18 protein-coding genes are annotated in these 22826 nt (G+C 67.5%); 8 read left to right on the top strand and 10 right to left on the bottom strand.

The annotated features are described in order from the left end of the window. Nucleotides 1-266: 266 nt before the first annotated feature. Nucleotides 267-2843, top strand: coding sequence for a tetratricopeptide repeat protein (locus IBX22_RS00935; RefSeq protein ID WP_194813488.1), 2577 nt, complete (start codon nucleotides 267-269; stop codon nucleotides 2841-2843). Here the strand turns inward: IBX22_RS00935 and IBX22_RS00940 are convergent. Together IBX22_RS00940 and IBX22_RS00945 are read right to left on the bottom strand one after the other, a co-directional pair. Continuing rightward, complete coding sequence (locus IBX22_RS00940; protein ID WP_309234367.1) at nucleotides 2831-3391, bottom strand: NADAR family protein; 561 nt, start codon at nucleotides 3389-3391, stop codon at nucleotides 2831-2833. The two genes, IBX22_RS00935 and IBX22_RS00940, sit on opposite strands and share 13 nt — an antisense overlap. A 48-nt stretch (nucleotides 3392-3439) precedes the next feature. Then, on the bottom strand, nucleotides 3440-3967 hold the full coding sequence (locus IBX22_RS00945; protein WP_309234368.1) for a hypothetical protein: 528 nt from the start codon (nucleotides 3965-3967) through the stop codon (nucleotides 3440-3442). A 428-nt stretch (nucleotides 3968-4395) separates the two neighbouring features. On the opposite strand from IBX22_RS00945, the gene erm reads away from it, so the two are divergent. The 3 genes from erm (at nucleotide 4396) to IBX22_RS00960 (ending at nucleotide 8295) form a co-directional block, all read left to right on the top strand. Beyond that, a complete protein-coding gene (gene erm / locus IBX22_RS00950; protein ID WP_194813490.1) occupies nucleotides 4396-5196 on the top strand; it encodes a 23S ribosomal RNA methyltransferase Erm in 801 nt (266 codons plus the stop codon). A 98-nt stretch (nucleotides 5197-5294) separates the two neighbouring features. Further along, a complete protein-coding gene (locus IBX22_RS00955) occupies nucleotides 5295-5975 on the top strand; it encodes a hypothetical protein (protein WP_194813491.1) in 681 nt (226 codons plus the stop codon). 85 nt (nucleotides 5976-6060) lie between these two features. Next, nucleotides 6061-8295, top strand: a complete 2235-nt coding sequence (locus IBX22_RS00960) for a serine/threonine-protein kinase (RefSeq protein ID WP_194813492.1) — start codon at nucleotides 6061-6063, stop codon at nucleotides 8293-8295. Nucleotides 8296-8304: 9 nt separating this feature from the next. On the opposite strand, the gene IBX22_RS00965 is transcribed toward IBX22_RS00960, so the two are convergent. Beyond that, nucleotides 8305-8679, bottom strand: coding sequence for a hypothetical protein (locus IBX22_RS00965; protein WP_194813493.1), 375 nt, complete (start codon nucleotides 8677-8679; stop codon nucleotides 8305-8307). Nucleotides 8680-8821: 142 nt separating this feature from the next. After that, a complete protein-coding gene (locus IBX22_RS00970; protein WP_194815493.1) occupies nucleotides 8822-10858 on the bottom strand; it encodes an AMP-binding protein in 2037 nt (678 codons plus the stop codon). A gap of 309 nt (nucleotides 10859-11167) precedes the next feature. Here IBX22_RS00970 and IBX22_RS00975 point away from each other — a divergent pair, with 309 nt between their 5' ends. Together IBX22_RS00975 and IBX22_RS00980 are read left to right on the top strand one after the other, a co-directional pair. Further along, entirely contained in the window at nucleotides 11168-11389 is a 222-nt protein-coding gene (locus tag IBX22_RS00975) for a hypothetical protein (protein ID WP_194813494.1), read from the top strand. Then, the gene (locus IBX22_RS00980) at nucleotides 11389-12612 is read left to right on the top strand and encodes a hypothetical protein (protein WP_194813495.1); all 1224 of its coding nucleotides are present in this window, start codon (nucleotides 11389-11391) and stop codon (nucleotides 12610-12612) included. The genes IBX22_RS00975 and IBX22_RS00980 overlap by 1 nt, the downstream gene beginning before the upstream one ends. 60 nt (nucleotides 12613-12672) lie before the next feature. Here the strand turns inward: IBX22_RS00980 and thpD are convergent, their stop codons facing one another. The 5 genes from thpD to IBX22_RS01005 form a co-directional block, all read right to left on the bottom strand. Further along, nucleotides 12673-13563 carry an ectoine hydroxylase gene (gene thpD / locus IBX22_RS00985; RefSeq protein ID WP_194813496.1) on the bottom strand — a complete coding sequence of 297 codons (891 nt, stop codon included), beginning with the start codon at nucleotides 13561-13563 and terminating at the stop codon, nucleotides 12673-12675. Nucleotides 13564-13575: 12 nt separating this feature from the next. Next, complete coding sequence (locus IBX22_RS00990) at nucleotides 13576-13971, bottom strand: ectoine synthase (RefSeq protein ID WP_194813497.1); 396 nt, start codon at nucleotides 13969-13971, stop codon at nucleotides 13576-13578. Nucleotides 13972-13974: 3 nt separating this feature from the next. After that, nucleotides 13975-15270 (bottom strand): diaminobutyrate--2-oxoglutarate transaminase, encoded by a 1296-nt coding sequence (ectB, locus tag IBX22_RS00995; protein ID WP_194813498.1) that lies wholly within the window; start codon nucleotides 15268-15270, stop codon nucleotides 13975-13977. Further along, nucleotides 15267-15764 (bottom strand): diaminobutyrate acetyltransferase, encoded by a 498-nt coding sequence (gene ectA / locus IBX22_RS01000; protein WP_228538351.1) that lies wholly within the window; start codon nucleotides 15762-15764, stop codon nucleotides 15267-15269. Before ectA ends, ectB begins: the two co-directional genes overlap by 4 nt. Before the next feature lie 244 nt (nucleotides 15765-16008). Continuing rightward, nucleotides 16009-16719: a response regulator transcription factor gene (locus IBX22_RS01005; RefSeq protein WP_194813500.1), complete on the bottom strand. Its 711-nt coding sequence runs from the start codon at nucleotides 16717-16719 to the stop codon at nucleotides 16009-16011. Nucleotides 16720-17063: 344 nt separating this feature from the next. On the opposite strand from IBX22_RS01005, the gene IBX22_RS01010 reads away from it, so the two are divergent. After that, the gene (locus tag IBX22_RS01010; RefSeq protein ID WP_194813501.1) at nucleotides 17064-21788 is read left to right on the top strand and encodes a cation-translocating P-type ATPase; all 4725 of its coding nucleotides are present in this window, start codon (nucleotides 17064-17066) and stop codon (nucleotides 21786-21788) included. A gap of 289 nt (nucleotides 21789-22077) precedes the next feature. On the opposite strand, the gene IBX22_RS01015 is transcribed toward IBX22_RS01010, so the two are convergent. Next, nucleotides 22078-22473 carry a hypothetical protein gene (locus tag IBX22_RS01015; protein WP_228538119.1) on the bottom strand — a complete coding sequence of 132 codons (396 nt, stop codon included), beginning with the start codon at nucleotides 22471-22473 and terminating at the stop codon, nucleotides 22078-22080. Nucleotides 22474-22613: 140 nt separating this feature from the next. On the opposite strand from IBX22_RS01015, the gene IBX22_RS01020 reads away from it, so the two are divergent. Then, nucleotides 22614-22820: a hypothetical protein gene (locus IBX22_RS01020; protein ID WP_228538797.1), complete on the top strand. Its 207-nt coding sequence runs from the start codon at nucleotides 22614-22616 to the stop codon at nucleotides 22818-22820. Nucleotides 22821-22826: the final 6 nt, after the last annotated feature.

Genomic DNA, 22826 nt, shown 5'->3' on the forward strand with positions numbered 1-22826 from the left:
CCTCTCCCAAATTTTGCAGTAAAGCACTTATGTGTAACCGTCGGTTACACATACATTCCAGGCTCTTCGTCTACCTAACAGCGCCTGAAGCAAACCGCGTGTCCGCATTCGAAATCCTTTACAGAACAAGCGAACACGTCTGTTTTCCGCGACCGTCCCGCGACTCGCCGAAACACATCGGCGAGTCGGCTGTCAGCGAGTACGGTGTACCGCGCCGCACAGCGCAGACATGGCGATGATCATCGCGGAAAGGCGGAGCGCTACCGATGTACGAGCCGTATTCGCACCTGTCTGCCCAGAATTCGGCCGACCACCTACCGCTAGCCGCTCGCTACCAATCCGCCGACCCCATCCGATGGCACGGCAGCCTGGTCTATCCCATGTACTCCGAGCAGTTCGGCCCCGCGCCCACCACGCTCACCATGTACACGGTCTCGGCCGCGCCGCCGAACGGGCTGCGTGGGCACGGCATCGGCCTGTCGGTCACCGACGGATACATCGGCATCGAGGGCCGCCAACTCGGCGGCGTCGACGTGTGGAGCGACGTGCTCTCCGGCGGCGTCACCTTCGACCTCACCCCCACCAGCCCGAAGGCGATGTTCACGCTGACGCCGGTATGGGTCGACGAAACCGGCGCGCAGAAATCGTGGATCGGCAACTACGGCATCGTCATCGAGGACTCCCCCGACGGGCGCATGGTGCTGTGGTGCAGCGTCGGCGAGGGGCCGCCCAATTTCGCGAACTTGGTCATCGGCATGGACACCTCCGCCGCCGCACCGCGCAGTTGGTTCGCCGCCGAGCCCGGAATAGAGCAGCCCGGGCATTCGGTCGGCGGTCAGGTCGCCCAGTCGGCCGCGCCGATCCCGGTGTCGCAGCAATGGTTCGAAACAGCCGGGCAGATCATCGCCGAACCGGCACCCCAACCGACACCCCAACCGGCCACGCCCGCAATCGGCTCCCCGGAATGGTTCGCCGCCAGCGGGCTGCCGGACCCGCGCACCGACGCCGACGCCTACACGCCGGGCCGAGCATGGAACACCGGCAACGGCGCGCGTCCGCCGCAATCCGCCAGCGCTCCGGCGAATGAGCAGGCCTGGTACGCCGACGCGACGCCCGCTGCCACGCAGCAGGATTGGTTCGCGGCGGGCAGGCCGGCCGAGCCGGAACAATTCGCTGGATACGGCATGCCCGGGCAAGCGCCGAACTGGCCCGCGGATCCAAACCAGTCCGCGAGCGCCCCGATTACCGGCCAGAACGGCTTCGGCGCCGACTGGCAGTCACGCTTCGAACCGGATCAGTTCGCGGACAGAACCGAACCGACGCTGGGGCCGGCGCGGCAGGCGACGGCAGTGGAGCCGGGGTGGCAAGCACCAGCGCCGGAGCCGGGGTCGCAGGCACCGGGTCGGGAACCTGGTTGGCAGGCGCCAGGTCGAGAGCCGGGGCTGCCGGCACCCGCTCGCGAGCCAGGATTGCAGGCGCCGGTTCTGGAACCAGGGTCGCAGGCACCCGCGCGGGAGCATGGGTGGCGGGCACCAGGTCACGAGCCAGGGCTGCAGGCTGCGGCTCTGGAGCCAACATCGCAGGCACCCGTGCAGGAGCCGGGGCTGCTGACGTCGGCTCGGGGACTTGCCTGGCAGGCAGGTCGGGAACCTGGGTCGCAGGCACCGGGCCAGGAGCCGGGGATGCAGACACCAGTTCGGGAGCCAGCATCCCAGGCACCCGCGCAAGAGCCCGGGATGCTGACGTCGGCTCGGGGGCTGGCCTGGCAGGCAGGCCGGGAACCTGGGTCGCAGGCACCGGGCCAGGAGCCGGGGATGCAGACACCAGTTCGGGAGCCAGCATCGCAGGCACCCGATCGGGAGCCGAAGCTGCACGCGTCGGCTCTGGAGCCGGGGCTGCAGGCCTTGGCTCGGGAGCCGGGGCTGCAGGCGTCGGGCCTGACTCCGGGGCCGCAGACGTCGGGCCTGACTCCAGGACCGCAGACGTCGAGTCTGACTCCAGGACCGCAGACGTCGAGTCTGAATCCAGGACCGCAGGCCTCGGCTCGGGAGCCAGGGTCGCACGCTTCAGTTCTGGAACCAGGGTCGCAGGCGTCGGCTCGGGAGCCGAGGTGGCAGGTCTCAGGTCGGGAACTCGGGCAGTTGGCGGAGTCTCCCGGAGCATCGGCGCCGGGTGGCGTGGAGCGGGACTGGTTCGGCAACGAGCGTCCGGCGCAAACCTCCAGTTGGGCAGGGGCTGGCCAGCCGGGGTCTTCGGCAGCGCAGTCCTGGGACGCCGCGGCCCGGCAGCCGACAGTTGGCACTGGCACTGGCACAGGCACAGGCACAGGCACAGGCACAGGCACTGAGCGCAACATTGCACCGCCTGCAACCGGCGTTGGCGACTGGATGTTTGCAGCGCAGCAGGCGTCTTACGAGTCCATTCAGGCCGTGTCGAGCGCCGGGCAGTGGGCGCCGGGCGAGCTTCCCGGACACACCGGCGACACCGAGTGGCAGGCGGGGTCGAGGCGGGGCCAGGATCCCGACACTGGGATGCGCGGTGCCCTGTATGACCTGGGTGTGGCGATGTACACGCGCGGGGAAGAGGATCAGGCGTGCGGGTTATGGGCGCAGGCGGCGGAGGCCGGGCATGCGGCGGCCGCCTACGACCTCGGGGTGGTGCGGTTCCGGCGCGGTGACATCGGGGAAGCGGAACGCTGGTGGCGCACCGCCGCCGACCGCCGCGAACCCCGGGCCATGGCGGGGCTCGCGGAACTGCTCGATCGCCAAGGAAATTCTGCCGAGGCGCGGGTGTGGCGGGCGTGTGCGGCCGAGGGACGCTCGGAGGTCGATCAGTCGGCCTGAGCGCGCAGTTCGTCCCGGGCGGCCATGAGCGCGAACCCGAGCAGGTTCAAGCCGCGCCAGCGCGCCGGATCCTCGACGCGCGGATCGTCGGCGGCCAGGCCGATCCCCCAGATCCGATCCACCGGGCTGGCCTCCACCAGCACTCGCTCGCCGGTGCGCAGCAGATAGTCCCGCAAGTCCGGGTCCTGCCCGAACTTGGCGACGCTCCCGGCCACCACGATCGCGAATCGCTCGGCATTCCAAGCTGCTTCGTCGAACCCGCGCACCTGGCGGCCGAGGTCCTTCGCCTGCTTGGGATGCGTTGCCGCCAGCACTCGCTCGGCCGTCTCGGTGTCGCCGAACAGCATCGCCTTGCCCCACATCATGTAGTGCTCCGCGCTGCGGAAAGTCGCTCCGTCGACGGTGAATTCCGCGGGCCACCATTGGCTCAGCGACCCGGGACCGATGCTGCCGTCCCGCTGCGGCTGGTGACCCCAGAACTTCAGGTACTTAACTTTTCCTCCATGCTGAAGGAAGGCAGCCAACTCCTCGGCTGAACGTATGCTCACGCCGGAGAGTCTGCCGCACACAACCGACCGGGTTCGAGCGAGTTTCGCTCAGGCCAGCGCGAAGGTCAGCAGCTGCGCGGGCCCCGCCGCCTCACGCGACCACGAATAGCCGAACCACACTCCCGGCGTGATCTCCCGAATCTCGTCGTACAGTTGCGGACTCGGTGACGGCCGGTAGTCCAGCACCCAGGACGGACCGCCGTCGAGCAGCGCCGGGCCGCGGAACACGTCCGCGGGCCACCCCTCGATTCCGGCCGGAGTGATCCGGTTCAGCACGTGCCCGCCATCCGGGCCGGTGTAGAACGTTTTTCCGATCCAGATCGCCGGCGTCCATGCCTGCATGTCGATCGGCCGGATCACCCAGCCGTTCTTCGGGCCCATCGGAACCGCGCCCGGCGAGGCATCACGGAAGAGGGCGTCCTGTTGCGCCGGATTGCAGCGGAAACGCAGGGAATCGACGGTTGCCGCACGATCGCCGCTATACAGCACACAGCCGCCGCCGTAATCGGCGTCGGCATGGGCGACCGGCAGTGTGAACGGGGCGACGACGAGCGCGGCCCCGAGTCCAGCGGGCACGATCCATCGCATCAGAGCAGATAGACGAGCTGTATGACTGGTACGCATAGGAGCCTCCAGGGGCTTGCCCGACCTAGTTGGAATGATAGTTCGCTACTAGTTTGCTGTCGATCTTCGTCGACAATGCCCGCTGGCTGGGCCGATAAACCATTTCCGCTGAATCGGAGCCGCCGGTATGTTGTCCGATATGGGTAGCCCAGGCATAGGCAGCGCGTGCGCTGTCGGCGCGTTCTACATTCGACTGCGCACGGTGGCCTGGGCTCGGCCGGCGCACCGTGACCTCCCGATCGCGCGATAACCGCGCGCGCCGTTGATCTTTCGGCGCTGATCGGATTCCTTACCGACGTTCCGTCGGTCACACTGTGCACCGGCCTGGGTCCGGGCGAATCACTGGTTCCTGATTCGACCACTCCGTCCGGAGGACACCCATGTCCCGCAATCGTTCCCTTCCGCGTGCCCGCAGCAGCCACACGAGCCCTCGCAAGCGGCTGTCACAAAATTTCCTCGCCGGTGCCGACACCGCCCGCCTGCTGATACGCGCATCCGGAGTCGGTGACTCCGACCTCGTTGTCGAGATCGGCCCCGGCGACGGCATGCTCACCCGCCAGCTGCTCGGCACGGCCGACCGGGTGCTGGCCTACGAGATCGACGGCCACTACGCCGCGCGCCTGCGCCGCCGGTACGCGGACAACAACCGAATCCGTTGCTATCACAGTGATTTCCGGACGATGGCGGCGCCGAGCGAACCGTTCGCGGTCGTCGCCAACATCCCGTTCGGGAGCACCACCGACATCGTGCGGTGGTGCCTGGCGGCTCGCCACCTGACCTCGGCGACGCTGCTGGTGCAGGAGGAATTCGCGCGTAAGCACACCGGCGACTACGGTCGCTGGACCAAACTCGCGATCGAGCATTGGCCGTGCGTCGCATGGGAATTGGGGCCGCGGGTCAGCCGGCAGCACTTCCATCCGGTCCCGCAGGTCGACGCGGCGGTGCTGCACCTTCGAGTTCGTTCGCAGCCGCTACTCCCCCACTCCGCGCTGCCGGACTATCGACGGCTGGTGGAACTCGGCTTCTCCGGTGTCGGTGGGTCGCTCGCGGCGTCGCTAGGCCAGGCGTTTCCGGCACGCGTTGTCCGTAAAGCCTGTGCGGGCGCGGGCATTCCGCTGGAACAACCGGTCGGCTTCGTCGCTCCCGGCCAGTGGCTGAAGCTCTTTCACGCACTCGGCTAGCTGATCGGCAGCCCGCAGTCTTGTCCGGATTGGCCTAGGGTTTCGGGTTGGATCAATTACAGGGGCGGTGTGGTCGGCCGCCCGGGGAGGAATTGTTCGTGACGAACCCGAGTCAGCAGCAAGCACAGCAGGGGGTCGGTCCTGCGCCGCAGGATGCATATCCGCCGCAGTATTCAGCCCAGGCTCCGTATCAGGGTGTGGGGCAAGGTGGTCCGCGGCAAGTACATGGCGCTCCAGGGTATCCCGCGGCCTACGGCCAGCGGCCCGGGTATCCGCCGCGGCCGAGCCGCCCGGGGTCGGCGCTCGGGCGGGTGGCGGGCGGGCTACTGCTGGTCGCGACGATCTTGGCGATTGTCGAGCGCGTGGTCTGGGGACGGATGGACTTCTTCCACGAGGACTTCTGGTACGACGCTCCCCTCTATCTCGTCTGCCTCGCCGCGATCGGCTCCGCGATCGTGCTGCTGATCGGGGTGCGCGCGCCCGCGGCTGCCGTGGCCTGCGCGGCAGGCTCGGGCATGCTGTTCGCGACAGGATTGACCCCGATCCTGGCCTACGGGCGGTTCTTCGGCATGGCATCGGTCCCCCTGCTGGTGCTCGTGCTGAGCATTCTCGCCAACCTGGCCGCACTCGTCCTGGCGGTGATCTCCGCCGCGAAGACCGGCAGGGCTACGACCCCAACACAACCGCCCGCGCGGTGGGGTCAGCAGCCGATGTCGCCGCAGCAGGGTCAGTGGGGTCAGCAGCCGGTCTCGCCACAGCAGTATCTGCCGCCTCAGTGATGCTTTTCTGCCCCATGTGACTCGCAGGTGGCCGATCTGCTGTCGTTGGGCTACTGCTGTCGGCAGCCGACGTTACGATGCAGCCATGGCGCATCCGGCTCCGGTGGTTTCGGGGGCGACGGTCGCGGCCGGCCGTTCGCCCGGTACCGGGGTGGCCGAGGTGGTGGAGCGGTTCGCCGAGGCCTGGCGGGACGCGCAAGCACCGCCGGAGATTCCCGCGTTCCTGCCGGATTCGCCTGCTATCCGGCGGGTTTCGCTGATCGAGTTGATCAAGGTCGACCTGGCCAACCGGTGGAGCCGGGGGCAGCAACCCAAGCGGCTGGCCGACTATGCGGCGGAGTTGCCGGAGCTCAGCAGTTGGCCCCTGCCGCCGGACTTGATCTATGAGGAGTTCCATGTCCGGAAGAACGCCGGGAGCGCGGTAGATCTCGCGGAGTACACCGCCACCTATCCGGCTCAGGCAGAACAACTTTCGGAGCTGCTCGGCACAGACGACTATCACAGCACCTTGATGTCGGCGGCGGAGCCGGTCGCCCTCGACGATCTCGCGGCCGGGCAGCGGATCGATGACTTCGATCTGATGACCGGGTTGGGCCGGGGCGCGTTCGCACGGGTTTTCCTGGCGCGGCAGCGGTCCATGCAGCGGCTGGTGGCGGTCAAGATCTCGCAGGACAAGAGTTCTGAGCCGCAGACGCTGGCGCAGCTGGATCACGACTACATCGTGCGAGTCTTCGATCAGCGGATCCTGGAGGAGCGCAGGCTGCGGCTGCTGTACATGCAGTATGTGCCGGGCGGAACCCTGTTCAACGTTTTGGAGCGGGTGCGTAAGACCGGGCCCGCGCAGCGTTCGGGCGCGCTGCTGCTCGAAGTCATCGATGGCGTGCTCGAGGACAAAGGTGAGATCCGGCCCGGGGAGTCGCAGGTGCGAGACCAGCTGGCGCAGCTGTCGTGGCCGGAAACCATTGCCTGGCTGGGTCGCCGGCTGGCCGAGGCGTTGGATTACGCGGATCACCGCGGCGTCCTGCATCGCGATATCAAACCGGCGAATGTGCTGCTGACCGCCGAGGGTGTGCCGAAGCTAGCGGATTTCAACATCAGCTTCAGCGGCAACGTGTCCGGGGCCAGCCCGGTCGCGTATTTCGGCGGCTCGCTGGCGTACATGTCGCCGGAACAGCTGGCGGCCGTGCATCCGGACAAGCCGGGAACCGCGGCCGACCTGGATATTCGCAGCGATCTGTTCGCGCTGGCGGTGGTGCTGTGGGAATTGCTCACGGGCACGAAGCCGTTCGCCGACGACGGTGTAACCGGCGGGGACCGCACCACGCTGGACGGCATGCTGCAGCGTCGCGAGGGCAGTCCGGAGGCCCTGCCGTACGAGAATCTGCCCGCGGATTGTCCAGCGGCCTTACGCCGAGCCCTGGCTCGCGCGCTGGAACCCGACCCGGACAAGCGCTGGGCCAACGGAGCCGAAATGGCGCAGCAACTCGATGTCTGTCTCGACGCGCGCGCCCGCGATCTGGTGGATCCGCCACCCCGAAGTGCGCGACTACGCGCCCGGATGCTGATGCATCCGATCATGGCCTGCGCCATCGCGATTCCGAATGCCCTGGCGATCTGGTACAGCTACCACCACAATCGCACCCTGATCATCGGCAAGTTCGACGCCCAGGCTCAGCACCGATTCGATCAGATCGCGCTGACCACCTACGGGCTGTGTTTCCTGGTGGGATTCCTCGTCACGAATCTGCTGCTGGTGCGCCTGTGGTCGACCGCGCGGGGTCTGCGGCGCGGCAACTCCTACGACGCACCCGCCCTGGCCCGGGTCCGCGCGGACACGCTCCGGCTGGGCACCCGCAATGTGCTCACCTGTTTCGCGCTGTGGGCGCTGGCGGGCGTCGTGGTCCCGCTGTCGGTGCAGCTGTCCGGCAATCATCTCGGCGCCGCCGACTATGCGCACTTCTTCATCACCCAGATCGTGTGCGGCGCGATCGCGATGGCGTATCCGTACTTCCTGGTGAGCTTCTACGCGGTGCGCTGCCTGTATCCGATGTTTCTGCCGCACGGCGGTGCTGGCGGGGACGACGCGCGCCGGCTGGAACAGCTGGACCGCCGCAGCACCTATTTTCTCGCCATCGCCGCGGCGGTTCCGCTGCTCGGAGTCGCCGGGGCCACTTTCATTCCGGTCGACGACATCGGCTCGGTAATCCTCGCCATCCGGGTGTTGTGCGTGGGCAGCGCGCTGGCCTTCCTCGCCATCTACTGGCTGTTCCGCATGCTGGAGAAGGACCTGAACGCGCTGCAACGCATCGTCGTTCGCTAGCCGAGGAGCTCAGTTACCGGTCTTGGCGGCCGGGGAGGTTGCGGTGTCGGACTTGGTGCACAGCGCGTGCTGAGTGTCGTTGACCTGCTGGACGTACGGCGCGACCACACCGTTGTCGCGCAGCACCAGGTCGGCCTCGATGTCGTTGAACGAACCGACGTAGGCGCTGGGGACCTTCTCCGCCTGCAGCAGCGCGACAGGGCCCGCAGTCTCCTGCGCGGCGAAAGCGGCCTGGCTCATGCCCGCGCTCGCGCAGATCGTCGACGGCGCCTCGCCGGTCTTGCCCGCCACGACCACCATCTCGTGGTCGGCGTGCGCGGTGCCCGACATCGCGACGAGGATGCCGGTGACCGCGACACCGATACCGAGTGCACGGATTTTCATATAAAGCCTTTCCGAACCGTTGTTGTTCGAGCGTGAGCTCGGCTCGGGGCGGTCCCGAGCACCACGGTTATTCGGCCCGGAGGTGCGGACGGATGGGTCGGTTTTCCCAGACGTCCGCCGGGGGTGCGGAGGAAGGGGGCCGTCAACTCGGTTGGACGAGTGTCCGTTTCAAGATCTTGCCGGTGGCGTTGCGCGGCAGCGCGTCCAGGAAAGTCACATCACGCGGCACCGAAAATCTGCTCAGCCGATGCCGGATGTAGTTGCGCACCATGTCCCGATCCAACCCGAACCCGGGCCGGGTCACCACGAACGCCGCGAGCCGCTGCCCGTACTCCCGATCCGGCACACCCACCACGGCCACCTCACTCACCTGCGGCAGATGCGACAGCGCCTCCTCCACCGGTCGCGGGAAGACGTTCTCGCCGCCGGAGATGATCATCTCGTCGTCTCGCCCGGCCACGAACACCAGGCCGTCGGCGTCGATGTAGCCGAGGTCGCCGGTGTCGAGCATGCCCTCGGCCTCGGGCGGCGGCGTCGCATCGGTGTAACCGTCGAACAGCATGTGGTTGTTGACGAAGATGCGCCCCGTCACCCCGCGCGGCACCGGCCGGAAGTCGTTGTCGAGGATCGCCACCTTGGTGCCCAGCGGCGGCCGCCCGGCCGTGGTCGGCGCGGCCCGCAGATCGGCCGGATCGGCGATCGTGGCCCAGGACACCTCGGTGGACCCGTACACGTTGTAAAGGGTTTCGCCGAAGGTCTCCTGGAACCGCTGCACCGTCGAACCGGCAAGCGGCGCACCACAACTGGCCACAATGCGCAGACTGCTGCGGTCGTAGTGCGCGAGCACGTGCAGCGGCAGGTCCAGGATCCGGTTGATCATCACCGGCACCACCACCAGCGCGCTCACCCGATGCTGTTCGATCAGGCGCAGGGTGTCCTCGGCGTCGAACCGTTCCGGCAGCACCACACTCGCCCGGATCGGTGTGCTGATCTGCAGCGCCGCCAGCCCCCAGGTGTGGAACAGCGGCGCGGGCACGAGCATGGTCTCGTCCATCCGGAACGGAATCCGGGACAGCAGTGCGGCGACGGTGCCGAAACCCTTGGGGTGCGGGCGGCGAGCGCTTTTCGGGGTGCCGCTGGTGCCGGAGGTGAGCACGATCAACCGGCCCGGCTGCCGCGGCCGGGAGAAGGCCGGCGCGTCCAGGCCCATCAGATCGTCGAGGTTGATCGGGCCGTCGGGTCGCGGCGGCGAGGTGGAGTAGCGCGGGATGGTGGGCGAGACGTACTTGAGCAGGTGGTCGTATTCGTCGTCGCGGAAGATCGCCGCCAGCCCGTGGCGCTGCACCACTTCTTCGATCTGGCCCGCCGACAACCCGGTGTTGAGCAGCACCGTGTCGACGCCCAGTTTGCCTGCGGCGACCATACATTCGACCATCGGGGCGCTGTTGCGGGCGAGCAGTCCGATGCTGGTGCGAGCGCCGAATCCGAGGGTTGCCAGGGCGGCGGCCAGCTGATGGGTGCGCCGGTGCACCTCGGTGAAGGTGTAGGCGACATCGGGGTCGATCAGCCCGAGCCGCTTCGGGGTGTAGGCCGCGGCCGCGGCGTACCCGCCGGCCAGGTTGAAACCCCACTTGGCCAGTCCGCCGAGCTGTTTGATGCCGCGGTCGAACCGGTAACTGCGCACGACGCCGGTGGTGACGAGTTGCCTGGCGATGCCCATCTGCAGGCGGGTCGCTGAGTCCTCACCGTTGATCAGAATCGACGTGGGCCTTCCCTGGACCGCCTCGGCGATGCGCGTCAAACCCGCTCGCACCCAGTCGATTACGGCCATATTGTCGCGCTCGGCCAGGCCCGGACCGCCGCCGTTGGCGAGGATGCGGCCCGCACCGAAAACGGTGACGTTGACCCGCGTCTTCTCCCCTTCCAGGTTCGCATCAATGGTGTCCCGGAGCCGGATCGAGACGAAACTTCCGGTGCTCGGGCATTGCAATTCGAGAATTTCCCGCTCCCGCGCGACAACGAGATGGATTGGCGGTACCGTGATTTCCGTACCGGAGGTGCTTGCGCGAATCAACAGAACCACTTGCGTTTCTGAAGTTTCCGCGCGCTCGGCCGCTCCGATACCGGTGAACATTCGCGTGTAGGTCTGCGGCTCCAGCAGCAGATCCCACATCGCCATGCGCTCGACCTCGTATTCGAGCTCGACAGTGATGACATCGGTAACCAATGGCGTGCAATTCTGTAGGCCGATCTCAAAGTTGCAGACAGATCGGCATGTTTCTCGTATTTGTACTCACCGGTAACACCTAGGTCAAGAGCCGATTTCTTTGCTCGATGATTGCCACTGACGTGTCAACCCCCTTCCGTCCGCGAATCATCCCAGCACTGCGCACATCCCGGCAGAATATGATCGAGTAAACCTCGGGTCACAACTCGAGAAATCCGCGCGCGCAATGCTGTTCGCGTGGGTGCGCAGAACGGGAGAACGATGACCGCCAGAGCCGAGCTGGAACGCGAATTGGGGGGCCCGCTATCCGCCCTCGACCTGCTCTCCGAGCCCGAAATCCGCGAATTACTCATGACCTTCCGCTCGGCGCGCCGGATCGAGGCGGCGATGCTGAACGACTCCGTGGACAGCGTGATCGGCACCCTCCCCTGGCCGCTGCGCACCCCCGCGAAGAAGATCATGTTCGGCAATCGGCTGCGCTGATGACGGATCTGGTCACCAAAGCCCAACTGGTGCTGCTGGCGCGGACGCTGCACGTGCCCGTCGAGCGCCTCGCGCATCTGGAGCGCCTCGGCGCCGAAGCCCTGCACGAGCTGCAACAGCGCATGGCAGCGGTCATTTTCGCCCAGCACGCAGCGACCTTCGAGCGAATCAGCAAGCTGGTGCCGATCATCCCGCTGAGCATCTCGATCCCCTTGGTACAGAAGCTCGTTCCGCCGATGATGACCGGGCGGGCGGCCGGCGCGGTGGGTGTGAAATATCCGAAAAAAGCCGCGGATGCCGTGTGGATGCTGGAGCCCGGTTACGCCGCGGATTGCGCACCGTATCTGGACCCGCACACCGTCGGGCAGCTCGCCGATGTGGCCCCGCCGGAGCCAATTGTGCAGATCACCAACGAGGTGCTGCGCCGCGGCGACTACGTGACCGCGGGCCCGTTCCTCGCCTATGCCACACCGACACTGATCCGGGCCATCGAAGCGGGCGTCGCCGACGACGAGGGGCTGATCCGGTCCGCGGCCTACGCGTACTCGGGTGAGAACCTCAGCGGCGTCATGCGGCAACTGCTGCACGGGCGATCGCACCGGATCCCGCAGATGGTGGCGACGGTGCTGGCAGGGTCCGCGGAATTGCAACTGGCCGCACTGTCGGTGTTCGCGCGCTGCGACAGCGATGTGGTCGGCGCGGTCGGCGAGCTCATGTTCGAATTCGGATCCACCGCGGCTATCACCGAATTGATCGGCACGGTCATCGCGGCTGGAGCGATTCCGGAGCTGCTGCGCTTCGTCGGAAACCTGCGCCCCTCGGCGCTGGACAGTCTGGCCGCGAACCCGATCATCGGCGACCACACCGGCATGTCGGCGCTCGTGGGCGCGCTGGAAGGTGCCGACGAGCCCGCGCTGTGGCGGGGCCTGCTGTGCTGGATCGAACGCACCGATTTCGAGGTGCAGCGCCGAATCGCCAGGCAGATCACCGAATTGACCGATCCGACGCTGCTCGCGGTGCCCGGCGCGGCCACCGAGGCGCGGATCTGGCCTGCGCTGCTACGGATCCTGTCCGAAGCTGATCTGGACACTCAAGCCCAGATCGGCGAGGTCTGGGCTTTGCTGACCCCGTCCGTACGCGCGGATTTGCAGCGCCGGGTAAAGGACCTGCGCTTGGACACCAGGCTGGCCACACTCACCGTCACCTTGGACATCTACGCGTAAACCGCTGCCCGCGTGCGCCTCTCGCCCCGACGACCGAGGCGCACGCGGAACAGCGGAGCTTTACACCGGCGTGTAATCTCGCGCGGCAATGTATTCAGGCCTTCGGCCGGGTGCGGCGAACGGCTCCACGAGGGTGTTCTCCACGCTGTTGAACACCAGGAAGATGTTCGACCTGGGAAACGGCGTGATGTTGTTCGACGAGCCGTGCATGATGTTGGAGTCGAACAGCAGCGCCGATCCGGCCCGGCCGGTGAACTGGGTGATCCCGTGCCGCTCGGCCAGCACCGCGATGTCCGACGGCGTCGGCACCCCGATCTCCTGCTCCTGCAACGACTCCCGATAATGCTCGGCCGGAGTGCTGCCCTGACACGGCACGAAGGTGCGGTGCGAGCCGGGCATCACCATCAGGCTGCCGTTGACCGGATAGTTGTCGGTCAGCGCGATCGACAGGCTCACCGCCCGCGGCGCCGGCATCCCGTCCTCGGCATGCCAGGTCTCGAAATCGGAATGCCAGTAGAAGCCGTTGCCGCGGAACCCGGGCATGTAGTTGATCCGGGTCTGGTGCAGGTACACCTCCGAGCCGAGCACCTCGCGGGCCGGCCCGGAAATCCGGGACTGCCGCACCAGATCGGCCACGGCGGCGCTGAGCTTGTGCACCTCGAACACCGAGCGCACCCGATTACCGGACCGCTCCCGGATCACCCGATCGTCCTCGGCGAGCGCGGGATCGGTTGCCAGGCGGGCGATTTCAGCGCTGAACTCGGCCACTTCGGCGGGGCTGAGCAGATCGTCGAGCACCGCATAGCCGTCGGTGCCGAAGGTGGACAGGGCCTCGGTGCCGATCTGCCCCCACACCGTGGGATCGACCCGCTCCATGTGCTGGCGCGCCCCACCCGTACGGGTCGGGTAGTGATCCGTCAGACTCGTATCAACGGTGTGCTGCAACACCATTCGCTACCTCCCTCAGTTGCTCGGGACGGCGACCAGTGGGTAGACGCCGTTCTCGTCGTGGACCTCCTGCCCGGTGACCGGCGGATTGAACACACACAACATCCGCATCCGGGTCCGGGTTTCCAGGCGGTGCTTCTCGTGCCCGTCGAGCAGGTACATCGAGCCCGGCCCGAGCGGATAGGTCACGTTGTTGTCGAGGTCGGTGAGCGTGCCCTCGCCCTCGACCAGCCACACCGCCTCCACGTGATTCTGATAGTGGAAGACGTGGGTGGTGCCGGCCTCGATGGTGGTCTCGTGGAAGGAGAACCCGACACCGTCCCCGCCGAGGATGATGCGCTTGCTGCGCCAGCCTTCGTCGGCGACATCGCGATCGGTGCCGGTGATCTCCGCGGTAGTACGAACGATCACTGGTTACGCTCCCTTGTCCATGTGGTGCAGGCGCTGCCAGCCGGTGCACACGGTGTCGATGGCGCCGGTGAGCAGGTGCAGGCCGAGATCGAGTTCCTCGTCGGTGATCGTCAGCGGCGGCAGCAGCTTCACGACCTCGTCGCTGGAACCGGAGGTCTCCACCAGCAGACCGCGTTCGAAGGCGACCTGGGTCACCTTGCCGGCCTGGGACGGATCGTCGAAGGCGATGCCCTGCACCAGGCCGCGCCCGCGGGTCGACAGGCCCGGGAAGTAGTCGACGACCTGACCGAGCGCCTCGCCGATCCGCACACCCTTGGCCTCGGTGGACTGCTGCAGGGTGTCATCGGCCCAGTAGTGCGCCAGCGCCGCCTCGGCGGTGATGAAGGCCGGGTTGTTGCCGCGGAAGGTGCCGTTGTGCTCGCCCGGCGACCACACGTCGTGCTCGGGCTTGAACAGCACCAGCGCCATCGGCAGGCCGTAGCCGCCGATCGACTTGGACAGCGTCACGATGTCGGGGGTGATGCCCGCGACCTCGAAGGAGAAGAACGGGCCGGTGCGGCCGCAACCCATCTGCACGTCGTCGACGATCAGCAGGATCTCGCGCGCCGCACACAGCCCCGCCAGATGCCGGAGCCATTCCGGGCGAGCGACATTCACGCCGCCCTCACCCTGCACCGTCTCCACGATCACCGCGGCCGGGCGGTCGAAGCCCGAGGACGAATCGTCGAGCACCCGCTCCATCCACTGGAAGTCCTGGGTGGTGTTGTCGAAGTAGCCGTCGTAGGGCATGTGGGCGGCATGCACCAGCGGCACGCCGGCGCCCGCACGCTTGGCCGCATTGCCGGTCACCGACAGCGCACCGAGGGTCATGCCGTGGAAGGCGTTGGTGAAGCTGAGCACGGTCTCGCGCCCGGTGATCTTGCGGGCCAGCTTCAGCGCCGCCTCGACCGCGTTGGCGCCGGTCGGGCCGGGGAACTGCACCTTGTAGTCCAGGCCGCGCGGCCGCAGGATGGTGTCGCGCATGGTTTCGAGCAGCTTGCGCTTGGCCGCGGTGGACATGTCCAGGCCGTGGGTGATGCCGTCACCGGCGATGTAATCCAGCAGCGGCTGCTTGAGCACGTCGTTGTTGTGGCCGTAGTTCAGTGCGCCGGCGCCGGCGAAGAAGTCGAGGAATTCCTTGCCCTCCTCGTCGCGTAGCCAGCTGCCCTTGGCGGTGGTGAACACCGTGGGCCAGGAGCGGCAATAGCCGCGGACATTGGATTCCAGCTCTTCGAAGATGGTCGTCTCGGCGGTGATCACTTTCGGGCCTCCTGCTTACTGACGGACAGATCGATCGGGGCAATTCGGTAGAGCTCTTCGGCTTCGTGGCTGTCCGGGAACATCTCCGGATCGAACATGGGAGCCTTGGTGATCTGCGCACCACGACGACGCGCCACCGAGCTGAACATCGCGATGGAACCCGGGTTGTCCGGTGCGATGGTCGTCTCCAGGACCGAAACCCCGTGCGGGGCAACGGTGTCGAGCAAATGCTGAATCAAAGCGGTACCGGTGCCGAGGCCCTGCTGGGCCTGCTCGACCGCCACCTGCCACACGAACACCGTGTCGGGCGCTTCCGGCCGCAGGTATCCGATGACGAATCCCACGACGCGGCCGTCGACCTCGGCGACCACCGAGGTACCGGTGAAGTCGCGACACCACAGCAGGTAGGCGTAGCTCGAATTGGTGTCGAGCACTTGCGAATCCTTGGCGATTCGCCAGATCTGCGCGGCGTCACCGACGCGCGGAGCGCGCATAACCGGTGCGGCGAGGCGGTCGATTTCAGCGACGGTGCTGTCATCGAGCGTGGGCAAGGTTGGTGTGGACATACATCTCCCTTTTGGGTCTGCAGTACTTACACAGCCTTACGACTGAACTTTGCGGTGATCTTGTCGAACTCTTTGCGGTTGCATTACGAAGAGATCACAACGCCTGGTAGGAGGGCATAACGAAATAAGCCTCGTCACAATGGAGTCGGCGTTCTACCGGAAATACTGCGGCTTAGGTTTGAAGATCTAATCGGTAGCCGAGTCCGCGCACGGTGACCACGATGCGCGCGTCCGATGGATCACGTTCGATTTTGGTGCGGAGCCGGCGGATGTGCACATCGACGATGCGTTCGTCGCCGAAAAAGCCGTCGTCCCAGATGCGTTCGAGCAACAGGGCGCGTGAGAGCACGCGGCCTGGGGTCTCGGCCAGTTCACACAGCAGCCGGAACTCGGTGATGGTGAGGTGAATTTCCTCGTTACCGCGCCGGACCGCACCGGAATCCGGGGTCAGCACCAGTGGTGCGCCCGGCAGCGCGTCGAGCACGATCTCTTTGGGTGTGTCCCGCTCGGCGGTCAATCGGGCCCGGCGGCGCAGGGCGCGCATGCGGGCCGAGATCTCCTTGATCTCGAACGGCTTGGTGACGAAATCGTCGGCGCCGGCCTCCAGGGCGGCCACCACGTCGTGGGTGTTGTCGCGCGAGCTGATCACGATGATCGGCACGTCGTGCTCGCGGCGGATCTCGCGGATGCAATCGAAGCCATCCATGTCACCGAGCATCAGCTCGACGATCATCACATCCGGTGCACCCTTGCTGCGCAGATAGGACAGTGCGTCCTCAGCCTCTTGCGCCTCGGAAACGTCGTAGCCTTCGTCCTCCATCGCCAGGCGCAATTCGCCCCTGACGTTCTCGTCCTCGTCAACGATCATCAAGTTGGTGCTCAACAGGTCCTCATCCCTTGCCAGAGCGGACCCGCGTGCAGTACGGAAGTTTCGCATCCCCATACCGACGCGACATTCCGCCTTCGAGCAACGTGCCAACCTCCGGGTTACCCGAACCAACCGTTCGGTAAACCCCACATCGGAGGGTGGGTTAGTCGCTGGCTATCCACAACCCTTGGCCTTTACCCGCCCGAAAAGCAAGTCGGCGGTGACCTTCGACACAATCCTTGCAACCCGGGAATGCAGCTCGAACCGCACCGCAAAGAATGCGCCGCGACACGAAAGACGAATACCCGCAGAGGCTTTCGTGTCTGTTTGCCGGATGCGCCCCTGGGTAGCTGTCGAATATGGGCTTCTCACTGCGCACCAAGGTGTCGGAAACGCTGCGTGGCGGTTCGCTGTTCGCGCTCGGCATGGGCCTGAAGGCGGTCGAAATACCCATACACGCCTTCGAGTCCGGAGTGAAAGCCGCAGCGCACGGGATGGAAACGCTGACCCCTGAACACCTGCGCGACGATCTGGCCGCACTGATCGATCCGAGCCCCGAGCGCACCCAGCGGCGGGTCGCGGTGCACGAGGATCGAGCGTCCATCGAGGTGCACGGCCTGGCCACCGGCAAGCACGCCGCGCTCACCCGGGAACTGGATCGCGAACTGGAACGCCTCGGCTCGGTGCGCGAGTGGAAGGTCAACACCGTCACCGGGCGCGTGATCGCCGAACTCGAGCACGGCGCGGACGACTTGCAGGAGCTGCTGCACGTCATCGAGCACATCGAGGACAACGCCGATGTCAGCGACGTGGGCTGGAGTCGCCGCACCGAATTCCCCGCCGATCGAGAACCCTTGCTGGCCGCCGGAATTCAGGTCGCAGGCGATTTGGCGGCGATCGCGGTGTCGACCGCCGGACTGGTACTCCCGTTCCAGCCGCCGCTACGGGCGTTGCGCGGAGCCGCCGCCGTCATCGATACGCAGCCCCGGGTACGCCGCCTGCTCGAAGCCCGATTGGGCCGCACCCGAGCCGATCTCGTACTCGCCCTGGCCAATGCGCTCGGCAACGCGGTCAGCGACAGCGCCTCGGAAAGCCTGGCGAACCTGCTGGTCGACACCGTGCAGCGCACCGCCACCCTGACCGAAGCGCTGGCCCGCCACACGCTGTGGCGAAGCTGGGAAGCGGAACTGGCGTCGTCGCACAGCCCGGGCGTCGCCGATCCCCTGCCGCCGCATACCCGGCCCTGCGACCTGCCGCCCGGCCCGGTGGAGCGGGTGGCCGACGAGACCGCGGCGGGCTCGCTGCTCGGGGCGGCCGCGTTCGCGGGCAACGCCAGAGCCTCCCAAGCGGCCGACGCCCTGCAACTGGGTGCGCCGAAAGCAGCGCGTGCGGCGCGGGAAGCGTACGCGGCAACGGTTTCCACGACCCTCGCCCGCGCCGGCGTGCTGACCCTCTACCCGGCGGTGTGGCGGCGGCTGGATCGGCTGACCACGATGGTGATCGACGGTGAAGCCCTGTTGACTTCGCGGCGCATCGTGCTCGACGCGGAAGCCATCGATCCGCGGTGGCGCGACCGGGGTGATGAGGAGTCGAAATCCGAAGCAGCCGAGGACGAGCTGCGCGCCGCCGCGCAGGTGTGGAGTGCGGCGCAGCGACTTCTGCGCGCGGCGGAGAACAAGAACGGTTCCAGCGGCGAAACCTCACCTGACCGACGTCTGCGTCTGGTGCATCCGAACAGCGGTACTCCTGATCGCGGTGCGACGCTGCGACCGGCGTGGCGGGAACTGCGCGACGGTGATCGCCCGGTTGGGCGGGTGCTGATCGGCCGCGAACTCGACCGGCGGGCGCACGCCGTGCTGACTTCGGCACGCAATGCGGGTTTGCGCGTAGTGCTGTCCGCAGGTGCGGACGGGGCCGAATTGCGCACGCTCGCCGACGAATTCCTCAACGTCGGCATCTCCCTGAGCAAGTACGTGCACGAACTGCAAGAAGACGGCCACGTTGTCGCTGTGCTGAGTCCTCGGGCGCATAAGGCGCTGGCCTGGGCGGACGCTGGAATCGGCCTGTGCGGCGAGGAAGACCACGCGCTGCGACTGCCGTGGAGCGCGGATGTGGTGTGCCGCGACCTGACTCAGGTGCAGCGCGTGCTCGCCGCGGTCGCACCCGCCCGGGCCACCAGTGAACGCGGCCGGGCCCTCGCACTGTCCGGCTGCGCACTCGGCGCGCTGCTGCTCGCCACCGGTCCCGGACGCCGCGGCCGCACCTCGCCGATGATCACCGCCCACGTACTCGGCCTGGCCAACGGCGCGTTCAGCGGCTGGCAGGCGGTGCGCGGCGTCCCCTCGACCGCGCTGGCTCCCCTGTTGCCATGGCACGCACTGGAACCCGACGAGGTCCTGTCGCGACTCCCGCAGCCACAGCCGGTCGCCGAGCGAACCGCCCCGGAACAGTCCAGCCGGGAACGGATCCTCGCCCCCCTCGCCCCGGCCTTGTCCTTCGGCAAGCACGTCCGCGACGAACTGGCCGACCCACTGACTCCGATCCTCGGCGTCGGCGCCGTCGCCACCGCCATCCTCGGCTCACCGTCCGATGCGATCCTGCTGTCCTCGGTGCTGACGGTGAACGCGGTGGTATCGGCCCGACAGCGCCAGAAAGCCGAGAGCGCGCTGCATGAGTTGCTCGCCGGGGAGGAGTTGACGGCGCGGCTCGTCGACCGAGAAGCGTTGAGCAGCAAAGCCTCCAGCGGCACCGGCCTCGGCGGCGGGTCCGGCGCGAGCAGCAACGGTGGCTCGGGTTCGGGTGCAATGCAATTGCGTACCCGGGACTTGCGGGGGCTGAACCTGAGCGGTGCTGCTCTTCCGGGTGAGGAAGTACCCGCGCATCAGCTGACGATCGGCGATCTCATCGTGCTGCGGGGCGGGGATGTGGTGCCCGCCGATGCGCGTCTGCTGGTCGCCGATGATCTGGAGCTGGACGAATCCGGTCTCACCGGGGAATCGATCACTGTGCCGAAGGAACTCGCGGCTACTCCGGGTGCGGGGCTCGGCGAGCGGGCCTGCATGGTGTTCGAGGGAAGCACGGTGGTGAGTGGTTCCGCGCTCGCGGTGGTTGTCGCGGTCGGGGCGGAGACACAGGCCGGGCGCGCGACGGCCGGTGCCATTCCGCCGGAAAAGGGCGGTGTGCAGGCGCAATTGCGGCGGTTGACGCAGCGGGCGCTGCCGTTGACGCTGGCGGGTGGCGGCGCGGTCACCGTGCTGGGCGGGTTGCGTGGGCGGGTGTTGCGTACCGCTATCGCCGATGGTGTCGGTGTGGCGGTGGCGGCTGTGCCCGAGGGGCTGCCGCTGGTGGCCACGGTCGCGCAGTTGGCGGCCGCTCGGCGGTTGTCGCGCTACGGAGTCCTGGTGCGCGCCAGCCGAACCGTGGAGGCGCTGGGCCGGGTGGACACCCTGTGTTTCGACAAGACCGGGACACTCACCGAGGGCCGGCTGCGGCTGACCACCCTCGCCGATCTGAACGAGCAGTGGGAGCCGGATGCCGAATCCGACAGCGCGCGCAGACTTTTGCGGGCCGCGGCCCGGGCCTGCCCCGATCCTGCCGACGGGCCGGTACTGCATGCCACCGATCGTGCCGTGCTGGATGCCGCGGAGGTGCTCGGCGACGATGCGCACCAGTGGGATCCGATCGACGAGATCCCCTTCGAACACAACCGCGGCTATGCCGCCGCGCTGGGACAGACCACCAGCCGACTGCGTCTGGTGGTGAAGGGCGCACCCGAGGTGGTGCTCCCCCGCTGCACCAAGATCCGCACCGCCGAGGGCAAACAGGGACTGCCGCAGGAACTTCGGGAGCAGGCCGAACAGGCCGTGCGTCAGCTCGCCGAGCAGGGCCTGCGCGTGCTGGTGGTGGCCCGTCGCGACCTGTCCGATCGCCCCGACGACGTCGAGGACATGGTCGGCGAACTCACCCTGCTCGGGTTCCTCGGTCTCGCCGACACGCCGCGCGCGCAGAGCCTGCCGCTGGTAAATGCGTTGCAGGACAACAACATCAGCGTGCGAATGATCACCGGCGACCATCCCGTCACCGCCGCGGCGGTCGCACGCGAACTCGGTATCGCCGCCGACGCGGTCACCACGGGCTCGGATCTGGACCGTCTCGACGACAACGAGCAGACCGAACTCATCGAGCGCAGCACAGTCTTCGCCCGGGTCAGCCCCGAGCAGAAGGTGCGCATCGTCGCCGGCCTGCGCCGCGCCGGGCACGTGGTCGGCATGACCGGCGACGGCGCCAACGACGCCGCCGCGATCCGCACCGCCGACGTCGGAATCGGTTTGGCCGCACACGGTTCCGCCGCTGCCCGCAACGCCGCGGACCTGGTGCTCACCGACCCGGATCCGACCGCGATCCTGCACGCACTCGTCGAAGGGCGCGGCATGTGGCAGCGCATCAACAACGCCGTCGGCGTGCTCGTCGGCGGTAACGCGGGCGAGGTCGCGTTCACCCTCTACGGCACCGCCGTGGCCGGCGCCGCCCCGCTGGGTACCCGCCAGTTCCTGCTCGTCAACATGCTCACCGACATGTTCCCCGCCCTGGCCCTCGCCCTGTCCCCGGACCGGAACCGCCCGGACCCCGGCATCGACTCGGCGAAAGCCGCCGAACACCGCGCCGCCCAGCTCGCCGAGATCCCGCCCGCCAGCCTCGGCGCGGAGCTGGCCCGCACCATCGCCATCCGCGGAATCGCCACCGCCGCAGGCGCTTCCGGCGCCTGGACGATCGCCCGCTACACCGGCACCCAACGCCGAGCCGCCACCGTCGGCCTGGTCGCCCTGATCGGCACCCAACTCGGCCAAACCCTGCTCTCCGGCCGCACCAGCCCCCTCGTCTGGGCCACCACCGCCGCCAGCGCCGGCGTCCTCGGCGTAATCGTCATGACCCCGGGCCTATGCCACTACTTCGGCTGCACCCCGCTGGGCCCCGTCGGCTGGAGCATCGCCACCACCTCCGCCATCGCGGCCACCGCGGGCGCAGCGGTCCTGCCACGGATGCTCCCGGCCTTCGGCGAGGAGGACGCCAGCGAGTCCGCCTGAGCCGCCCGCCATCTCGTGAGCTCATGGTTTCGGAGCTCGCAGGATCCTCGTCATCCCTGCGATCTCCGGGCCGGAACACCTAGTCCCACACATCCCCCCGGTGCTCGCCGCGAACGCCAGCGTCTGATGCTCAGCGCTCATTCCGAGGACCCGAGTCCCTAAGGCCCCCAGCTGATTTCCTGGTTCAAGGTCGCGGCCCGGGCACCAGATGCGGCGGCTTTCGTAGAAGAACAGGGCCCGCGATCGCATGGATCCCGGGCCCCGCTCGTCGAAAATGGTCTGCGCAGCTTCACCACTCGTCGCGTGGGATCTCCAGGCGGTTGAAGTTGCTCGGCGTGCCGTCTGGGCGCTTTTCTTGATACAGGAATCTGCAGTGGCGGGCGCCGAAGGTGTCGAACCACTTGTCCCACTCGACCGGCTGCAGGATCGCGCCGCCGTAGCCGGGGAAGTCGAAGCGCAAGGTGTCTAGTCGGCCGTTGTATTCGCTGAACGGGGTGGTGGCGGGGCGTGCGCCGCGCTGTTCGGCCCAGCGGCGGATGACCTCGTGGTTGCGGGTGACCAGGGTGCGGTCCGCGCGGTCGGGCTGCTCGGCGGGGGAATTGATTTGCTGTGCGGGTTTCAGCGTTCGAGCATCGCCGGGTCCGGGATGCGGATTCCGGGCGACTGGTCGTCGCTGGCGGTCCATGACGACCCTCCTTAGCTCCCTGAGCTTTGGTTCCGGTTCTCCATGAGGTACCCGATGGTAAAGCGCGGCAAACCGGGCGCGGTCAGTTAGCTGAGATTTTCGCGGCGGTTTGCGCTGCTCGGGGTGGGTACCCAGAACCCATGACCGCTATGCCGATCAACGGGCCCGGGCTCACGCATCCCCCGCTACCCGAGCCGGATCCGGTGCCACCGTATCCCGCACCCGATCCGTTCCCGGAGCCGAATCCTGTTCCGCCGCTACCGCCGGACCCGACCCCGATGCCGAATCCCGACGATCCGCGTCCGCCGCTGCCACCGGTCCCGGGGCCACCGCCGATACCGCGGTAGACCACG

Origin of the sequence: Nocardia sp. XZ_19_385, from assembly GCF_015355755.1 — a bacterium.
Taxonomy (GTDB): domain Bacteria; phylum Actinomycetota; class Actinomycetes; order Mycobacteriales; family Mycobacteriaceae; genus Nocardia.

What these genes read in the sequence shown, in the direction of transcription:
- IBX22_RS00975 (WP_194813494.1), top strand. Translation starts at nt 11,168, where the DNA reads ATGACCGCCAGAGCCGAGCTGGAACGCGAATTGGGGGGCCCGCTATCC.
- IBX22_RS00965 (WP_194813493.1), bottom strand. Translation starts at nt 8,679, where the DNA reads ATGAAAATCCGTGCACTCGGTATCGGTGTCGCGGTCACCGGCATCCTC.
- erm (WP_194813490.1), top strand. Translation starts at nt 4,396, where the DNA reads ATGTCCCGCAATCGTTCCCTTCCGCGTGCCCGCAGCAGCCACACGAGC.
- IBX22_RS00980 (WP_194813495.1), top strand. Translation starts at nt 11,389, where the DNA reads ATGACGGATCTGGTCACCAAAGCCCAACTGGTGCTGCTGGCGCGGACG.
- IBX22_RS00960 (WP_194813492.1), top strand. Translation starts at nt 6,061, where the DNA reads ATGGCGCATCCGGCTCCGGTGGTTTCGGGGGCGACGGTCGCGGCCGGC.
- IBX22_RS00970 (WP_194815493.1), bottom strand. Translation starts at nt 10,858, where the DNA reads ATGGCGATGTGGGATCTGCTGCTGGAGCCGCAGACCTACACGCGAATG.
- IBX22_RS01010 (WP_194813501.1), top strand. Translation starts at nt 17,064, where the DNA reads ATGGGCTTCTCACTGCGCACCAAGGTGTCGGAAACGCTGCGTGGCGGT.
- ectA (WP_228538351.1), bottom strand. Translation starts at nt 15,764, where the DNA reads ATGCGCGCTCCGCGCGTCGGTGACGCCGCGCAGATCTGGCGAATCGCC.
- IBX22_RS01015 (WP_228538119.1), bottom strand. Translation starts at nt 22,473, where the DNA reads ATGGACCGCCAGCGACGACCAGTCGCCCGGAATCCGCATCCCGGACCC.
- IBX22_RS01020 (WP_228538797.1), top strand. Translation starts at nt 22,614, where the DNA reads ATGACCGCTATGCCGATCAACGGGCCCGGGCTCACGCATCCCCCGCTA.
- IBX22_RS00935 (WP_194813488.1), top strand. Translation starts at nt 267, where the DNA reads ATGTACGAGCCGTATTCGCACCTGTCTGCCCAGAATTCGGCCGACCAC.
- thpD (WP_194813496.1), bottom strand. Translation starts at nt 13,563, where the DNA reads ATGGTGTTGCAGCACACCGTTGATACGAGTCTGACGGATCACTACCCG.